This window comes from Arcticibacterium sp. (assembly GCF_055134445.1).
In genome coordinates this window covers 1-20,670 of record NZ_JBSRVI010000168.1, presented here as the reverse complement: position 1 = coordinate 20,670, position 20,670 = coordinate 1, and the positions used below count along the sequence as shown (strand labels likewise).

3 protein-coding genes are annotated in these 20,670 nt (G+C 38.8%); all 3 read left to right on the top strand.

Annotated elements, in window-relative coordinates:
- The first annotated feature begins 25 nt into the window (after nt 1-25).
- Nucleotides 26-9,196 carry a BspA family leucine-rich repeat surface protein gene (locus tag ACTBZY_RS22325; RefSeq protein ID WP_463048612.1) on the top strand — a complete coding sequence of 3,057 codons (9,171 nt, stop codon included), beginning with the start codon at nt 26-28 and terminating at the stop codon, nt 9,194-9,196.
- Between the two features lie 380 nt (nt 9,197-9,576).
- On the top strand, nt 9,577-17,721 hold the full coding sequence (locus ACTBZY_RS22320; RefSeq protein WP_463048611.1) for a 3-coathanger stack domain-containing protein: 8,145 nt from the start codon (nt 9,577-9,579) through the stop codon (nt 17,719-17,721).
- 358 nt (nt 17,722-18,079) lie between these two features.
- Nucleotides 18,080-20,670: BspA family leucine-rich repeat surface protein (locus tag ACTBZY_RS22315; RefSeq protein WP_463048610.1), on the top strand; the 2,591-nt coding region annotated here is incomplete at its 3' end.

Below are 20,670 nucleotides of genomic sequence, written 5' to 3'. Positions count from 1 at the left end.
AGAAATCAATTTAAAATCGCTAAGTATGAATTCTAACAGATACACTTTCAAGTGGGAACTAATTATCGCCTTCATTTTTCTGTTCTTAAATGTAACGGCAGGCGAGATGGAAAAAGCGAATTCCGGAAGTGTTACATCCCCAAATTCTAAATTCCTTATACATAGAGATAAACTGGAAAGCAATCTACTCGTAGACTTACCATTTATCACTCGTTGGGATTTAACCAAAAGTGCCGGATCTGGTACGAATGAAATAAGCTTTAGTGTTGCTTCATCTGGCGATATAAGTTATACCTGGCAAGACATCAATTCGGCAGCAAATGGTTCAGGGCTAATTACCGGAAACACGGCTACCATTACAGGTTTACCCACAGATGCTACTATTGACGTAAGTCTCTCACCTACTAATTTACAGCGTTTCTGGATAACGGGTATAGATAACCCACGATTAACAGATGTAAGACAATGGGGGTCTACCGCCTGGACAGGTATGGGCTCTATGTTTTACGCATGCTTAAATCTAAGCATAAATGCCATAGATGCACCCGATTTGAACGCCGTAACAGATATGTCTTTTATGTTTTCCACAGCAACTTCCTTTAATCAAGACATTAGCTCATGGGATGTTAGTAATGTTACCGATATGTCATGGATGTTTGCTACAGCGAGTGCCTTTGATCAGGATATAAGTGCTTGGGATATTACCAATGTAACTTCAATTAGCAGCATCTTCTCCAATTCAGGAATATCCGTAACTAATTACGACAAGATACTCATCGGTTGGGATGCCGCAGGATATACCAATAAAGATTTGGGTAGTGCGACAGGTTTGGAATACTGTGATGCTTTTGTGGCTCGGGTAAATCTTATCAATAAAGGCTGGTCTATTGCCGACGATGTTTTCTTAGATTGTTCTAGCACAACGCTTGTTGCAGACATTAATCCTTCTTTGCTTGGTGAAACTGTCCTATTTACTGCAACAATTTTACCTGCCGACGCCACTGGTACCATCACATTTAAAGACGGAGAAAATTTACTCAGCTCCGCTGTGATAATAGGCGGAACAGCAAGTTTGTCCACATCGGCATTATCATTAGGCACACATGCTATAACTGCCGAATACGGCGGCGACGCAACTTATTCAATGTCAACTTCGAGTGATTTAAACCATTTAGTTCGCAGTACAGAATTTATCACACGATGGGATTTGTCCAAAACAGGGCCTATAGCTACAGAAATAAGCTTCAATGTTGCTACAGTGGGTTCAGTGAGTTATACTTGGCAAGACATTAATACCCCTGGGAATACGGGTTCAGGTGCTTTTTCGGGTAGTCAAGCCACTATTTCAGGTTTGCCGGTTGGTGCCACTATTGACTTAAGTATAGATTCGACCAATTTTCGACGGTTTTATATTAGTTCGGAGCCTAATGTAGATAATCAGCGACTAATTGATGTTAGGAATTGGGGTACCACCAAATGGGAAAGTATGCAAAATGCTTTTAGCATTTGTTTCAATTTAATTATAAGTGCCAATGACATCCCTGATTTAAGTGCGGTTACTGATATGTCTGGTATGTTTGCTTATGCTACTAATTTTAATAAAGATATAGGTGCGTGGACTGTAGGTAGTACGGTAACAAACATGTCTAGTATGTTCGAAGGTGCCAGTTCATTTAATCAGAATATTGGAGCTTGGGACGTAAGTGAAGTAATCAATATGTCCAACATGTTTGGTGGTGCCTCCGCCTTTAATCAAAATATAAGTTCTTGGGATGTAAATTCGGTAACCGACATGTCTACTATGTTTTATGGAGCATCTGTTTTTAACCAAAACATAGGAGGGTGGAAAGTGAATAAGGTTACTAATATGGAGGCAATGTTTTCTGAAGCAGTTGCTTTCAATCAAGATTTAGGTGCTTGGAATGTTGATGCGGTAACTAATATGGTCGACATTTTAAAAGGTACAGATATCTCATTAAGCAATTACGATAATATACTTATTGCGTGGAACGCAGCAGGATACAGCGGTAAAGACTTAGGCGATGTAAGTCCCTTACGTTATTGTGCAGGTGAAACAGCTCGAACAAACCTTATCAATAACAAAGGTTGGACTATCACTGGAGATGTCTCAGGATGTACCACTACCCTTCTTGCGGTTGATAGCAGACTTTCCTTGGAGAACCAATCTGTGGAATTTGCCGCCACTGTTAGCCCTTTATCAGCTACGGGAACAGTGACATTTAAGAATGGAATAATTACCTTAGGTACTTCTACCGTAGCTGGCGGAACGGCAAGTTTAACAACGTCTACCTTGACATTAGGATCTCATACCATTACTGCCGAATACAATGGTGATCATCTTAATGCAAGTTCAATTTCAAATGCAATTGATCAAGTTGTCCGTACTCCAGAATTTATCACCCGATGGGATTTGTCTATAGCGGGTTCAGGAACTAATCAAATTAGTTTTGGAGTAAGCACAACTGGAGCAGTAAATTATTCTTGGGTGGACATTAACAACACTGCAAATTCCGGATCTGGAACATTCTCTAGCTCTCCTGCAACCATTACTGGCTTACCCACTGGGGCGACTGTTGACCTGATGGTTACTCCAACCAATTTCCAACAGTTCCATATAAGCCAAGGCCCAAATGTAGATAACGAACGACTAATCGATTTAAGGCAATGGGGAACAAGCAATTGGATAAGTATGCAGGATGCTTTTAGCCTTTGTTCCAATTTAATTATAAGTGCTAGAGATGCCCCTGATTTAAGTGCTGTAACGGATATATCCGGTATGTTTGCTTATGCTTCTAACTTTAATCAGGATATAGGTTTTTGGTCTACAAGTTCCATAACAAATATGTCTAGAATGCTGGAAGGTGCCAGTTCATTTAATCAGAATATTGGGGATTGGGATATAAGTGAAACGACCGATATGACTAACATATTTATAGGTTCAGGAATATCAGCAGACAATTACGACAAAATACTCATCGCTTGGGATGCAGCAGGATACGTCAATAAAAACTTGGCCGATGTAAGTCCCTTGCACTATTGTGAAGGCGAAACGGCTCGGTCAAGCCTTCTTGGCAAGGGATGGACCATTACGGGAGATGTTTTAGGTTGTACTTCTACTAACCTTGTTGCTGATATTAATCCATCTTTTGAGAATGAATCCGTGGAATTTACAGCTACCATAAACCCATTATCAGCTACGGGAACAGTGACATTTAAAGATGGTGTAAATGTACTTTGCACGGCCACCATTTCTGCCGGAGTTGCAACTTTTCCCACATCTACACTAGCCATAGGCTCACATGCTATCACCGCCGAATATACTGGTGAACAAATTAATGCAAGTTCAATTTCAAATGCGGTTAACCAAGAAGTTCAAGCCCCATTCATTACCCGCTGGGATTTGTCCAAAACAGGCTCAGGTACGAATGATGAAATAAGCTTTGAAGTTGAAACCAATGGTGCTCGTTATACCTGGCAAGACATAAATACACCTTCAAATAAAGGTTCGGGAACCTTCACTGGATCACCAGCAACAATTACAGGATTGCCTGCAAATGCAACAATTGACCTAAGCATTTCGCCGACAAATTTCAAACGTTTCTTTATAAATGACGGGGCTGATAAAGCACGACTTATTGATGTAAAACAGTGGGGTACCACAGCTTGGACAAGCATGAACAGGGCGTTTTACGGCTGTGGTAATTTAAGTATAAATGCCCTTGATAAGCCAAACCTTAGCGGCGTAAGCGATATGTCTTTTATGTTCTTTTTTGCATCATCCTTTAATCAGGATATTGGAGATTGGGATGTAAGCAACGTGACAAACATGGCTGCAATGTTCTATTCGGCAACATCCTTTAATCAAAACATTGGGGGATGGGATGTAAGTAAAGTAACAGAAATGTCTTCAATGTTCAACACCGCGATTGCTTTTAATCAAAACATTGGCCATTGGGATGTTAGTCAAGTAGCATCTATGTTTAATATGTTCGGTGTTGCCCAAGCCTTTAATCAAGACATTGGGAATTGGGATGTTAGTCAAGTGATAAATATGACTGAAATGTTCAGTAGTGCTGCTGCCTTTAATCAAAACATCGGGGATTGGAATATTACAAATGCCACGAGTATGATTAACATCTTTAAGTCTTCCGGCATATCAGCAGACAATTACGACAAAATACTCATCGCTTGGGATGCAGCAGGATACGTCAATAAAAACTTGGCCGATGTAAGTCCCTTACACTATTGTGCAGGTGAAACGGCTCGGACAAGTCTGCTTGGCAACGGATGGACAATTACGGGAGATGTTTTAGGTTGTACTACTACTACCCTTGTTGCTGATATCAATCCATCTTTTGAGAATGAATCCGTGGAATTTACCGCTACCATAAACCCATTATCAGTTACGGGAACGGTGACATTTAAAGATGGTGTAAATGTCCTTGGCACGGCCACCATTTCTGCCGGAATTGCAACTTTTCCCACATCTACACTAGCCATAGGCTCACATACTATAACCGCTGAATATACTGGTGAACAAATTAATGCAAGTTCAATTTCAAATGCGGTTAACCAAGAAGTTCAAGCCCCATTTATTACCCGCTGGGATTTGTCCAAAACAGGCTCAGGCACGAATGATCAAATAAGTTTTAACGTTGGAACCAATGGTGCTGTTCGTTATACCTGGCAAGACATAAATACACCTTCAAATAAAGGTTCGGGAACCTTTACCGGAACAACAGCAACAATTTCAGGACTGCCCACAAATGCTACCATCGACCTAAGTATTTCTCCCACAAATTTCAAACGATTCAATTCATATAATGGAGCAGATAAAATTCGACTTATTGATGTAAGACAGTGGGGCACCACGGCTTGGACGAGCATGCGACTCGCATTTCACGGCTGTACGAATTTAAGCATTACTGCCTTAGATGTTCCAAATCTTAGTAGTGTTACAGATATGGCTTACATGTTCAATGAAGCTACTGCCTTTAATCAAGATATTGGAGATTGGGATGTTAGCAACGTGACAGACATGAGTGCAATGTTCCAGTCGGCAACATCCTTTAATAAAGACATTGGAGATTGGGATGTCGGGGCTGTTATTGATATGACTTATATGTTCAGTGGGGCGTCTGCATTTAATCAAGACATAGGGGAATGGGATGTAAGTAATGTGTTTATAACATTTGGAATGTTCTTTATGGCATCCAGTTTCAATCAAGATATTGGCAATTGGGATGTAAGTGGTGTAACCGATTCGCATTCCATGTTCTTTTTGGCATCCAGTTTTAATCAATACATTGGCGAATGGGATGTTAGCAATGTGACAACCATGAGTCAAATGTTCAGTTGGGCGTCTGCATTTAATCAAGACATTCGGGAATGGGATATAAGTAGTGTAAATGATTTAAGTGGTATGTTCCAGGATGCATCTGCTTTTAATCAAAACATCGGGGATTGGGGACCGAGATTCCGTTCTAATGTTGGGTTATATAATTTATTAAGTAATAGTGGCATGTCACTTTCAAACTACCAATTAACTCTTTACGGTTTTAATAAGGGTACTGTTACAGGTATAGGTTTAGGAGCCTCGGGATTGCAATACTGTGAAACTATTGCTAGAACTAATTTGATTAATTCAATAGCTAATGGTGGCAAAGGCTGGACTATCATTGGAGATTCCTTTAGCAATGATTGCTTCTCAGAAATAGACATAAAAGGGGATAATGTTTCTATATCCAATGGCGATAATACACCAAGTTTTACCGACCTCACCGATTTTGGCTCGCAAAGTGTAGCTTCTGGTACCACGATAAGAACTTTCACCATAGCTAACACAGGATCAGAAGTTTTACACTTAACAGGATTTCCTTTGGTATACATTAGTGGTATTCATGCATCAGATTTTACAGTAACTACGCCACCTTTCAATGTAGTAGAAGCCAACACTGGCACCACCACCTTTCAAATAAGCTTTGACCCATCGGCCACAGGACTTAGAACAGCATCAGTTATAATATATAACAACGATGCAAGCGAGAATCGTTATACTTTTGCCATACAAGGGTATGGCGGAAACTCCTTTATCAGCACTTGGAAAACAGATAATCTCAGCCCAGGCTCGTCAAATAGCACTAGCATTACTATACCCGCCTCTGGCTCTGGATACTTCTATGATGTGGACTGGAACAACGATGGTACTTTTGACTCCTTTGGTCTCACAGGTATTGCCACCCATGATTATGGTGTAGCAGGTACTTACACCGTAGCCATAAAAGGAGCTTTCCCAAGAATATATTTTAATGATGGTGGCGATAAAAGTAAAATACTTTCCATAGACCAATGGGGAGATATAGCTTGGACAAGCATGTCCTTTGCATTTTTTGGTTGTAACAATCTCGACGTAATTGCCAGCGATACACCAAATTTGAGTTCTGTTTCCGATTTGTCAAATATGTTTCGGAATGCAACTACCTTTAATCAAGACATTAGTGCTTGGGATGTAAACGGTATAACCAATATAGGTGCTATGTTCTATGGAGCCTCCACATTTAATCAAAACATGGGAGCGTGGAATCTAGTCGGCATTACTAATATGGCAAACGTGTTCCAAAACACAGGAATTGATTTGACCAATTATGACAACATGCTCATTGCCTGGGATCTGGCTGCTTACACCAATAAAAACTTAGGACTTTCAAGTCCTCTAAATTATTGTGCAGGCCTTACAGCTAGAGATAACCTAATTGGAAAGGCTTGGAGGTTTTCAGGAGATACTTACACCAATAGCTGTCTCAATATAAACGTGAAAGGCAATAATACGAGTATAATCAATGGTAATACAAGCCCAAATCATGATGATCATACAGATTTTGGTAATACATCGGGAACTATCCTAACAAGAACATTTACCATTGAAAATACTGGAACTGGGGTTTTAAACTTAACTGGAAATCCAAAAGTGCTAATTGCTGGACCTGTTTCATCAGACTTTATAGTTACGCAAGAGCCCACATCTCCAATCATAGGCCCTGGAGGAAGTACTACTTTTGAAATCACCTTTAATCCTTCAAGTTTAGGATTAACTGTCCACACGGTAAACATAATGAGCGATGACTTAACAGATAGTACATTCCGTTTTGATATTCAAGGAACACGGATTTGTTCACCACTTTTTAGCACGCCTGGTGATGTTGACATTACATGGACTGGTAATGTAAGCACTGACTGGAACACAGCTTGTAACTGGGATCCTGCTTGGGTACCCGATATTAGTAATGCCAAAGTTATAATCCCAAGTAGATTCAACCAACCAGTAATAAACGGTTTGGTGCCAGACATTAAAGTGCTAGAAATTAATTATCTGGCGTCATTAACTCTTAGTTCAAGTGGTACATTGAATGTACGTGGCAATGATGGTGGGGACAAAGGAATTCTGGTATATGGTACGCTTACCAACAATGGCACTATAAACGTAGAATCAAACACCAATGCCGCCATAGATGCGTACATCTACTTACAAAGATTCAATAGTAAAGTTTATAACAATGGTACCATGAACATCAATAGCACAGATGAGGCCATAGGTGTGGGTGGTTCTACAGCTTCCGTTTTTACAAACTATGCCACCGGTATCATAAACATAAAAAATGGCATTGGAATAGAGGTAGCCCAACCAAGTGATCATTTGACTTTTGTAAACCACGGTGTTATCAATTACGATGGGGCAGGCTTGGCTCTTAGCTTACAAGGAAGTACCGCTTTATATAATGAGGGTAGTATAAATATAAACTCTGGTACGGGAGTTTCTAACGTATCACCTGCGTTTATAACGAATAGAAATTGCGGTAAAGTTATCATGAAAAGTGGTATGTACACGGGTAGTGGAACCACCACCAATTCGGGACTATTGCAAATGCCCAATACCTATGATTTTGTAAATACAGCTACGTTTACAAACAATGGAATGCTAAAAGCAAATACAGTAAGCGGCATTACCAATAATGCTCTTGTGCTTACCAATAGTTGCCCGATTTTTACTATTGGAGCTTCAAATGACATTACCATTGACGGTATTTTTACAGACGCAGCTGCCATCAACTCCGCTGGAACATATAACTTAGCGAACGGAATGTTTGCCGCAAACGGCAGCTTACCTGCTGGCAGTCAGGGTTTATTTGCCAAATTCACAAGAGCATCAGATGCTTGCACCGTGATCGTTCCGTTCGATTTTGACAATGTTTTGCCTGTATCACCTGTGGTAGATAAATCTGTTATATGTTTGGGTGCTGAAATAACTTTATCCACTACTTGTAGCTCTGGAAATCCATATTGGTACAATAGCCCAAGTGATTTGGTCATGGCTTTTGGCACAGGTAATAGTTTTAAACAAACGCCAACAATTTCCCAAAGTTATTATGTAGAATGCTATACTTCTAGTGACTGCAAAGTGCCAATCAGGAAATTTGTAGCCGAAGTAATCGTGGCAGCTCCCCCCACCATTTCTGCAAATCAAGGAAGCCTTTGCAAAGGCGAATCAGTCATTTTAACTGGTACATGCAGTGCTGGTACTGTGTTTCATTGGAGTACGCCTGCAAGTTCACCAAATACGACCTCAATAACCAATACCAGCTCCCGTACTATTTCATCGCCTGGCACTTACACGGCTTTTTGTGAGGCAAATGGTTGTACAACCAGCACCAATTCTATTACTATTTCAGAATCAGTAAATTGTGGAGGAAATGCACTAATAAGCATTACACCATCTAATCCTGTAATCTGCTCTGGAGCCAGTACCCAACTCGCCGCAAGCGGCTGTGCGGGTACATTAACTTGGCTTGGCGGCCCAGCTACACAGACAGGCACAACCGCCACTTTCGCACCTACGGTTACCACTACTTATTTCGTTCAGTGTTCTGCCGGAGGCGGTGCGTCTGTCGATATTTTAGTGGCAACGCCGAACATTACCGTAGCGAATGATTTCACCACTGGTACTCGTAAAGTAAAAGCAACGAATAGCATTATTTCTAACAAAAAAATTGGTGATCCTACTTTTACTCCTGCTCCCAACGTACTCTTTGAATCTGGCGGGTCAGTTGTCCTAAATCCAGGATTTGAAACGCTGCCATACAGTATTTTTAAAGCTGTTATAGTTAAATGTCAAAATTAAAGATGGAGCTAAACGAGCTTGTTGTTTAACTAATTTCGAATACTCAATTGAGTCAAAAACTATGGATTTTTGACTCAATTTTATTTGCCATTTTTTTACTATCATTATTTCTCACTTAATAATCGGCAGTACGAAACCCAAATATTTCCAGATTAAAATTTTCTCACCACCAGTACAGCCCGTTTCACCCCAAGTGGGAGGCGTTTCAGCCCAAAAAGTTGGCTTAACCAACTATAACGCCTTCCTTACAGTATCATATTTTTTAACTGGCTAAGAATAATCAGTTAAAAAACTTGTAAGAGCACTTACAGGTTTTTACATCCCTGTTCTCAATCGCAGAAGGGATTAGAGGTATTGATCAATTAAAATATAATTTTAATATGAAATCATATCCAAAGATACCATTTGCAAAGTTTCTAAATTTTCAAATAAGCCTAAGCCTGCTTGCTTCATTTTGCGTTTTGCTTTCTCTGATACCTTCAAGCTCCTACGCTGAAAATTTTACTTTCAGAAATGTTTACGTAATTCCAGGCACTTTGATTCCAAACCCAGGAGACTTCAAGGTATGGTCCAATCCGGTTAATTGGCTACCGTATTACCCAGGCACTGTTATTGATGCTGACGATGAAGTAACAATTATTGGCCACTGTGAGATTGATTTAAATATTACAAACAACGGAATCATAACATTTGGAGCTTTCCCTGGAACAATATATAACTCATATTTAAACGCTCAAAATATAATAGAAAATAATGGTACGCTAACCCAGGACAATCATAATTTCACAAATTTTGGAGTGGTAAACAATGCAGGTGTTTATACGCTTAGTTCCGTCTTTGGAGCTCCTTATTTTATTAATTCGAGTGGTGGTATTTTTGACAATAAGCTATCTGGAAGTTTAGCTTTAGAGTCTGGAAGTGTTTTTCATAATAATTCAAGTTTTTACAACTACGGAGGGGTAACAAACAACGGTACTATTGCCAATAATAATTGGTTTCTGGATCCTGGAACCATGAATAATACGGGGGTATTTAACCTTAATAACGGCGGAAGTTATGAATTAAGAAAAACGGCCACCAGTCTTATCAATGGTACGCTTAATTGGTATTCAGGCGGTACCGTAATTATTGGTACTGGTGGCAATGTAACGCTAGACAACCTTACAATAGCTGCCGGACAAACATTGGCCATCACGGGTAGACTCATGATGAATAATCCATTGGTCAATAATGGAACCGTTACACTGAATGGAAAATTAGTATTAAACTATCCCAATATTACATTTCCCATTTTTACAGGATTTGTTTGGAATGCATATAGTCAATTAACTATAGGTCCTGCAGGAAATATGTCTTTAAACACGCCACTTACTGTACCCTTGAATGCCGTATTGAATATTGAGGGAGTTTTAACTGCAAACCCCGGATCAACACTCCTTGACCACGATGGATGGATTGACATATCCAATGGAGGGAATTTAATAGTCAATACCGTTGATACCGTTGATTTTAATCTTACTATATATGATGGGGGGGGAGTAACCATTGGTAGCTCAGGGAGTCTTGTTGTGGCTGTTATTTTAGAAGTTCCTATAAATGGCTTCTTCGTAAATAACGGTACTCTTATAGTAAATACAAATCTCTTTGTAAATGAAGGAACTGTAACCAACAATAATTTTATCCAATGTAATAATACCATTGTAAACACAGGAACAATTAATAATACAGTAGGGGCTACAATTTTCACATTATGGGATATTAAAAGTGTTGGTACCATAAATAATAGTGGGCTTATAGAATTGAATGGTTCAAATGCTGAACTAATTAATGAAATAACAAATACGGAAGGCACCTTCACAGGCATCTTCAATATAAATACAAATGGGAACCTTTTTTATAACAAAAACAGTACGTTCACGCTAGGATTGCCAGAGGGTACAGTTAATTGGAATGGAGGTAAAGTGACCCTAGGGGCTTCATCTTATTTACGCACACAATCTCCTTTTACCATTGGTGCAAGCGGAGTTTTTGAGAACAATGGTAAAATTCTAGTTCAGTCTACTTTTACCAATAATGGCACATTTAATAATAATGCTGAATTTAAATCTTTAGTAGCAGAATTTCATAATACGGGTACTGTGGTTAATGCGGATACCATGACGATAGGCTGGCCTATGACGAATTCCGGCACTTTAACCAATAATAAATCTGTTATTATCGGTTCAGGGGCTTCTTTGACCAATTCTGGAACAATTGATGGCACAGGAAAAATAGACCTGCTTTCATATGGAGAATTAATTTTAAATTCACCCAACACAATCATTCCATACAATAATTTCATATGGAATCCTTTTGCAACAGTCTCCATTGGTTCATTGGGCAGCATGACTTTAAATAGCACATTGACTTTGGATAATAATAAAAAGTTTGAAAACCATGGTTCGCTGGATATCATAAACGCTGGTGAGATTCAGGCCGTTACAGGTACAACAATTAAGAATTATGGCAATATATCAATATCAGAAAATGGCATTCTAAATTCCTTGGGTAGTTTTGACCAATACGCCGGCAACTATAATTTGAATAATTCAACAGCCACATCTTTATCAGGTTTTGCTTTATGGGGTGGGAATTTAACAATTGGTGCTTTGGCAGATTTAACTATTCCCAGTGGGTTTACAGTTCCAGTAACTAGTAATTTAATAATAGCGGGAATATTACGAGTGGGTACAGTTGGTTTTTCAGGTGGCATAAGTAATAATGGGACTTTTGTATTAAACGCTACAGGTAGCATTTATTTTAATTCTGGGTCAGACCTAGGCCAAATGACTTGGAATAGCGGCGGGAAAATAATAGTTAATTCTGGTGTTAATTTTTCTGTCAACAATCCATTAACCATTCCTAGTGGAGGAATATTTGAAAGCAACGGAAAAGTTCAAATAAGTAGTGGATCTAGCCTAAACTTGGAACTAGGCTCCACATTTAATATTTACAATGGCAGCAAATTAGACATATCCTCCACACTTACGAATAACGGAACTATCAACTTAAAATCTGGTGGTGAGTATAGTTTAAGGTATAATACCACACTTCCTGCCCCTTCTGCAAATTTCATTTGGGAAACAGGCGGGATTTTATCCTCGGGAGGAGGAGCTTATTTGTCATTAGCCAGCCCTTACACCGTTCCTATAGGGAGAATTCTAAAAATGGATGGCGGTATTTTTTCCGTAAATAAAAAACTAACCAATGAAGGCACTATCAATTTATGGAGTCCATTAAGTATTACAGATACTTTAGTCCAAAACAAAGACTTCAACCTTGGCTCAGGTAGAATTAGTCTTCAATCTAATGGAGTATTTATATTAAATGACACCCTCACCTACTCGGTAAATGATACCATAAAAAACGATGGCTTGGTTAAAATAAATCAAGGCGGTGCCTTAATAGGCGATGGAGTAGTAAAACTAACCGCTTTTCCCAATAGCCGATTATGTCTCAACCAAACACAGGCCAATTTTGACCTTAATAAGATTGTTTGGAATGATGGTAGCAGCATTATCATTGGCGAAAACAGCAGCTATGAGGCACCCGATGGTTTTTCAATTCCTGCAAATAAGAAATTTCAAGCTGATGGTGTTTTGGATATAAATGCAGCCCGTACCTTCAATAATAATGGATTTTTGACGGTCAATGGTATTTTAAATGATAACGGAACCATTAACAATAACTCTGGAGCAACTTTTACCAATAATGGCATAAGTAATATCAATGGCATTTTTCTTAATAATGGCATTATAGCTAATACCAATACTTTAAACCTAAATACGGCGGGTAGTTTGACGCTAAATAATGGAAATATTACATTGGACGGCACATTCAATTGGCTAGCAGGTGGAGATTTAACTATCGGTCGAAATGCCAAGATGTATCTTGCAAATACGCTGACCATTCCCTCTGCTTCTACTTTAAATGTGGATGGTTTGCTTCAAATTAATGCCAATGGGAACATTGCCAATAACGGTATCCTTTCTTTAAATTCTACAGGTAGTTTTGTCATAAAAGATACTACCGACTTTATAACCAGTGCAAATTTTATATGGAATAGTGGGGCTGATGTATCTATTAAAGAAGATGGTTTAGTGGCCCTCTCTCAGCCTTTTACAATTCCTGCCTTAAGTAGCTTTATTATAGATAGAGGAACTTTAGAGCTAAACCCTGGGGCTATAGTGACAAATAATGGCACAATAGATTTAAATGCTTACGGCAATATCATATTAAACGAGAGCCCGGACTTTCTGGTCAACGGAAATTTCAACTGGAATACACAGGGTATAGTTACATTAGGAAGTGGGATAACATTTAATGTTACTGCTCCCCTCACTGTAGCATATTCAGGTGTTTTGGTGAATAATGGTAAAATTGTGATTCCGAGTAGCAGCAGTATAAATAACGGAGGAACCATCACCAATAATGATTCTTTAATTAATAATGGCACACTGGTGAATACCCAAAGTAATAACAGCTTCATTTATAATAATGGCGTTTTAGTAAATAATAGTGTGCTTACTAACGATAAATGGTTTTATAATTCAGGGGATTTAATACTCAATACATCAGGAAATACTATATCTTCATTACACTTATCTTCTAATAATTCTGGAAATCTAATTATAGGTCAAAATGGAGTCCTCGATATATCAGAAAGCGTAAATTCACTTTCTGTTCAAAATTTAATCGTTGAAGGTGTACTTAATGTAAATTCTGGAGCTTCGTATTGGCAAGGTTTAGAATTGAAAGAAGGTGGTAGAATTAAATTAAATACATTTTCTTCATACCGTAAAGGGGATGGGTTTTATCCCGTTGAGTTTGGAAGTTCTTTTCCTTTAATCAATGACTTTAATTGGAATACAGTTTCTACGCTCGAGGTTTCGTCATTGGGAGAACTCGCCCTTTCTGATACTTTAAAAATCCCTGCTAATGGTAAATTAGTTATCAATGGTGCCGTAAATATCAATTCTAGCAACAATGTTTTCAATCAAGCTTCACTGCTGGAAAATGATGGTACTATTGAACTAAATAGTGGTGGGAATTTAAATTTCAAAAACCCACTAGCTATTTTTCCTACTGGAGATTTTAGATGGAATGGTGGTGATATCACTGTTTTTTCAAATACTTCTCTGATACTAACAAGTCCGTTTTCTATTCCTATTGGAAGAACATTAAACAATAACGGTACCCTAAACATTAGTGCCAATGGGGCTCTAACTCAACACGGCACCTTAACGAATTCAGGCGACCTAAATGTGGATGCGAATGGAACGCTAACTGAAATTGGTACACTAACAAATTCAGGAACTTTCAATCTGAATACCGACGGCGAATACCGAATCAAAAAGGCAGTTGCCGTTTTACCGTCAGGCACTTTTAATTGGAATGCAGGAAGATTAGCAATAGATACTGCCAGCGTTTTTGATTTGACTAATTCATTATTGATTCCTACAGGAGGGACTTTAGGCATAGAAAAAAATGCAGCCTTTAATATTAACTCTGGAGGTGTTTTAACTGAACAAGGAACTTTAGAAATCAACGAAGGTGCTTTAAACCTTAATACTACCGGGCAACTGGTTTTGGATAAAGCAAGTGCCACCGTTCCGGGAGCTGGATTTGCATGGAATGCAGGAACCCTAAAAATAGGAACCATTGGCACGATGGGTTTAGCAAACGCCTTGACTATTCCAGCCACGGGTATCTTCGATATAGATGGGTTATTAGAAATAGATAATGGCGGTTCTGTAAATAATCTGGGGATTTTCAATTTGAATAATACGGGCCAGTTAGTTTATAAAACAACATCTGCCCTACTGCCAAATGGAACCTTCAATTGGGTTTCCGGAGGTGATATTTCAATTAATTCTGGCAGTACACTTTCTTTAACAGATTCATTAGGGATTCCTGTCACTAGTACATTGGCTAATAATGGAATTCTGAACATCAATAATCTAGGAATTCTAGCTAATGGTGGCACCTATAATGGCACTGGAATAACCAATTTAAATAATGGAGGTAAGTACCTGATAACTGATGCTACCACTGGTGTTCCTAATACAAATTTTAATTGGAATACGGGTGGCATTTTTGAGATTACCAGTACAGGAGCTCTGACACTTACTGACTCACTTACCATACCTTTCGAAAGAACCTTGACCAATAAAGGGCAACTTACTGTTAATCAAAATGGAAGTTTGACACAAATGGGAAGTTTGGACAATCAAGGTACTTTTGACCTCAATGATGCAGCTTATCTAGTCCTTAAAACTTCACCATTAGAAACCAGCCCGGGAACAGTAGCCTTCCCAAATGGAAGCTTTAACTGGAATTTAGGTGGCGTCATTAAAATTGATTCATTTACAGTTTTTGATAATGCTACACCTTTCTCGGTAGTGGCAAATAGAGAACTCGTTATCTGTGGTACTTTTAATAATACCAGCACACTCGATATTAACGGAAAAGTCTCTTTGGCTGGTAATCTAAGCAATACAGACGCCATCAACTTGAAATTTGGAGGGGAACTGAATTTCTTAACACCAACGGTTACTTTTCCATCTGGTAACTTTGATTGGCAAGAAGGTGGAGATTTAAACATTAGCCCACAAAGTACTTTGACGCTTGCTAGCTCTCTTACCATTCCTCAATTTAGCAACATTAACAATGAAGGTATTTTAACCATTAACACAAATGGTGTTTTGGTAAGCAATGGTGGGCTTGTTGGAAATGGCCTATTAAACTTGAATAATGGGGGTAAATACCTCATCAATTCAACAGTATTTCCATCACTTACTTCAATGAACTGGAACACAGGCGGAGAAATAGAAATTGGGTCTACTGGTACAATGGAAATTACAGAGCCATTTGAAATTCCCTACGGTCGTATATTCACGAATAAAGGCACTGTAAACATTGGTAATGGAGCTATCTTCAGCACGGCTAAATTAACGCAATCGGGTACATTTGATAATTCCCTTGGCAACCTGGTTTTGAAGCCATACGGAACACTTGAATATAAGACTTCACCATCAGACCCTGGACCAAGCTCATTTACTTATCCTTCTGGAAATTTCGATTGGCAAGTGAAAGGGATTGTGAAAGTTGCGGAAAATACCATATTTGATAATCAAAGCCCATTTGATGTCGTTTCTGGAAGAGAACTCATGGTGGATGGCACTTTTGAAAACAATAATATACTAGCTATCAATGGAACGCTAACCGCAAATGGTAATTTAACAAATGAAACAACAGGAGTTTTAAACTTAAATGACGGAGGCAACCTAGTTTTAAATAAAGTAGGAGTTCAAAAACCTGCCAATGTATTCAATTGGGCAAGTGGTGGAACATTGACGATTGGCGAATTAGGAGGTATGGAAGTTTCAACAGCATTTGATATTCCTTCTGGGGCAATTCTGGCAATTGAAGGGAGTTTAAAACAGCTGGGTACTAGCATATTAAACAACTTGGGTTCAATAGACCTAAATGCTGGCGGTAACTTGATTTTGGATTACGATAATGCCCCACTGCCAACTGGAACCTTCAATTGGCAAGGAAATGTAATTTTTGCTGAAAATCGCACATTTAATATTGCTGGAAATTATATGGTTACAGAAAACGGCACCTTGATTAATAAGGGTATTGTTGGGGTAAACGCAAACAGCAATTTAACCATCGAAGGTAGCTTCATAAATGATAGCCTTTTTACAAACAACGGAATAATAAATGTGGGAGACTTTGGATACCTCGCTAACAATAAAAGCTTTGTGAATAACGACACATTACATAATGATAATACCATTGAGAATTTAGGGAAATTTACCAATTCAGCCTCTGGAAACATTTTTAACCACTGGGATTTTTATAATTACGACACGCTTTACAATCAAGGTATTATTAGTGGAGACAATGGTTATTTATATACTGAATTTGGCTTGCTTTTTGAAAATTCGGCAACTGCCCAAATAGCACCTGGTGATGGTCAAAGTGTCGGATATATTTTAGTTGAAGGCGACTTTGATTTAGGTCAAGGTCAAGTAAAAATACAGCTCGATGGAGCCGCTGCTGAAGACCTTTTAGAAGTAAGAGATTTGGCTGTTTTAAGTAATGCTGTTTTAGATATTTCTTTCCTGGCCAATCCTGCAAGTACTCAAAAAGATACGTTGATGCTTTATGGAAGCAAAACAGGTGAGTTTGCACAAGTCAATCTACCAACAATCTCTGGCTATCAATTTACAGTAACTTATACGGCACATTCTGTTATTCTTGAAACAACCAAAGACTGTAATGCTTCCGAGCATATAACAACATCAATATCAGAAAACAAGATTATTTCCGCAGGCCAAACCATAACAGGAAGTGCCATTATAAAAATAAACGCTAGTGTCACCTTTTCTGCCGGAGCTGCGGTTATTTTAGAACCTGGCTTCCAAACTGAAAGTGGATCTGTCTTTCTGGCAGATATTGGGGGCTGCGTTGAGTGATGAGTGCCGTTTAAATAGTAGGGTTTAAAGTCCTTCCTTTTTTGCTATAAGTCTCGGCTTTACATGGAGTTTGTTGTGAGTATCATTTCCTATGCCTTTCGAAAAGAAACCAACTAATAATACTTTGATCACCAGCCCAGCCCGTTTCATCACAAGTGAGTGACCTTACAGCCCTATTATAAATTTAATCCTTTAGAAAAACCTACCTTTAAATATCTCCTTTTTTACTGGTTAAAGAATATTCCAGTAAATGAGCTTGTAAGTTCACTTGCAGCTATTTTTAACAACCCTATTCTTAATCGCAGAGGGGCTTAAAGGTATTGACCAGATCAGACTAAAGCGTTAAAATACCTCCTGAATGAAAAGCTACTTACAAGAAAAGACTGTCCAAACGCATTTATTTATAAAATGGATTATTTCACTTTGTGCATTTTTCATATCTATAGCCTATGTAAATGCTCATGAATCGGATCATAGAATCATTGGAAATGAACCGCCAGTAGAAGATACATTATTTATCACTCGTTGGGACTTATCCAAAGAAGTTATAGACAACCGTATAAATTTCAACATTAGAAAAAGTGGTCCCGTAAATTACACTTGGCAAGAAGTAACATCGGGTACAGGACTTTCCGGTTCTGGAACCGTTTCTGATAACATTTCTGCAGTCTCTATTAGAGACTTACCAGCTGGAGCCATCATAGATGTCAGTATCCATCCTGCTAATTTAAAACAATTTGATGTCCTTAATTTAGGTTACGACCGATTCAAAATAATAGACGTAAAGCAATGGGGTACAGCTGCTTGGACATCTATGAATTCTTCTTTTTATGGTTGTTCTAACCTTAACATAAGTGCCACTGATGTGCCTGACTTATCTGGTGTTACTGATATGAGCAGGATGTTCGCAGGCTGCTCTTCTTTGAATTCTCCTACAAATATTGGATTATGGAATGTAGCTAATGTAACCGACATGAGTGTGCTGTTTAGCAGTGCTAGTGTTTTTAATCAAAACATTGGCACATGGAATGTGGGCAATGTAACCGACATGAGTAATATGTTTAGCTCTGATACTACGTTCAACCAAAATATCGGCTCATGGAATGTGGCAAAGGTTACCGATATGAGGAGGATGTTTGATGAAGCGAGTGCCTTTAATCAAAACATCAGTTCATGGATTGTAACGAACGTAAACGATATGAATTCAATGTTTTACAAAGCCAATGCATTTAATCAGAATATTGGTTCTTGGAATGTGGGCAACGTAACCGAAATGAGTTATATGTTTTACCAAGCCAGTGCATTCAATCAAAACATTGGTTCTTGGAATGTTGTCAATGTAACTAATATGCGTTCAATGTTTTTCCTAGCCAGTGCTTTCAATCAAAACGTTGGTTCTTGGAATGTTGCAAATGTAACCGATATGTATAATATGTTTAGTCAAGCCAACCTTTTCAATCAAAGTTTGACAAGCTGGGCTCCAAAGTTTAATGTGGCAGTAAACTTGGAAGGTTTTTTAAGCAATTGTGGAATGAATATAGCCAATTACGAAGAAACTCTTCTTGGCTTCAAAACATTTGCCCCTCCAAATAGAACAATGGGTGCCTATGGTATGAAGTATTGTGTTGCCTTCGCTGAAAGAGACACGCTTGTGATGCCAATAGCTGAAGGGGGCAGAGGATGGACCATCACAGGTGATAAAAAACACTGCCCCACCTCCACCAGTCTATCCTCAGATCTTAATCCATCATTCTATTCCGACAGTGTAACTTTTTCGGCTACCGTTACTCCAAATATTGCAACGGGTTCCGTTGCTTTTTTAGACGGAACCACTAATATTATTGGTTGGGGTACTATTAGCAATGGAGTCGCTACGTATTCTATAGACATATTGACTGTTGACACCCATTCCATTACAGCCGTTTACCACGGCGATGCTATCTATACTGCCAGTACGAGTGCTCCGGTTTCACAGGTGGTAAATAAAATTAATACGACCACCGTTGTTAGCTCAGATGATAACCCTTCATTAGTGGGCAATAGTGTGACTTTTACCGCTACTATCTCCCCCGATAATATTATGTATGAGGGTTTAGCTTCTTTTACAATTGATGATGTAATAGTTCATGAAGGGATGTTGGGCTACGGGACTTATCGATATACAACCTCCACCTTATCGGCTGGACCACATACTATTTCAGCAAAATATTTAGGTAACGATTATTATGTTTCCAGTAACTCAAGTGAGATTATTCAGGTAGTAAATAAAGTAACCACTACCACTACTCTAAGCTCAAACCTAAACCCTTCTTTGATAGAAGATGATGTAACTTTTACAGCCCGCATTTCTCCAAATAACGCTACAGGAACAGTTACTTTTAAAGATGGCTCTGTAATACTTGGTACAAGAAACGTGAGTGCTGGTAAAGCGACTTTCCTAACCTACTCATTATCCGGCACTACGCACTCCATTACAGCAAGCTATAATGGAGATAATAAAAATGCCACAAGTTCCAGTTCCCCTATACAACAGGTCGTAAATAAGTATGAAACCACCACTTATGTTAGTTCCAATCTAAACCCCTCCATAGTAGGCGACAACGTAACTTTTACTGCAACCGTTTCTCCCTATATTGCCACAGGGGCAGTGACATTTAAAAATGGCACAGAGATACTCGGTACCGGAACTCTAAACGGGAGCGGAATAGCAACGTTCTCTACCTCTACATTGACAGTTGCAACACATTCCATAACCGCCGTTTATGATGGCGATGCCGCTACTTTAGGAAGTACAAGTACGCAAGTTTCACAGGTAGTCAATAACATTAATACCAGATTCATCACTCGCTGGAATTTGGCAGAAGCTGGATCTGGTGCAACTCAATTGAACTTTGAAGTTAGTTCTTATGGGGAGGTAAAATATTCCTGGGAATCAGTTCCTGCAGGAAC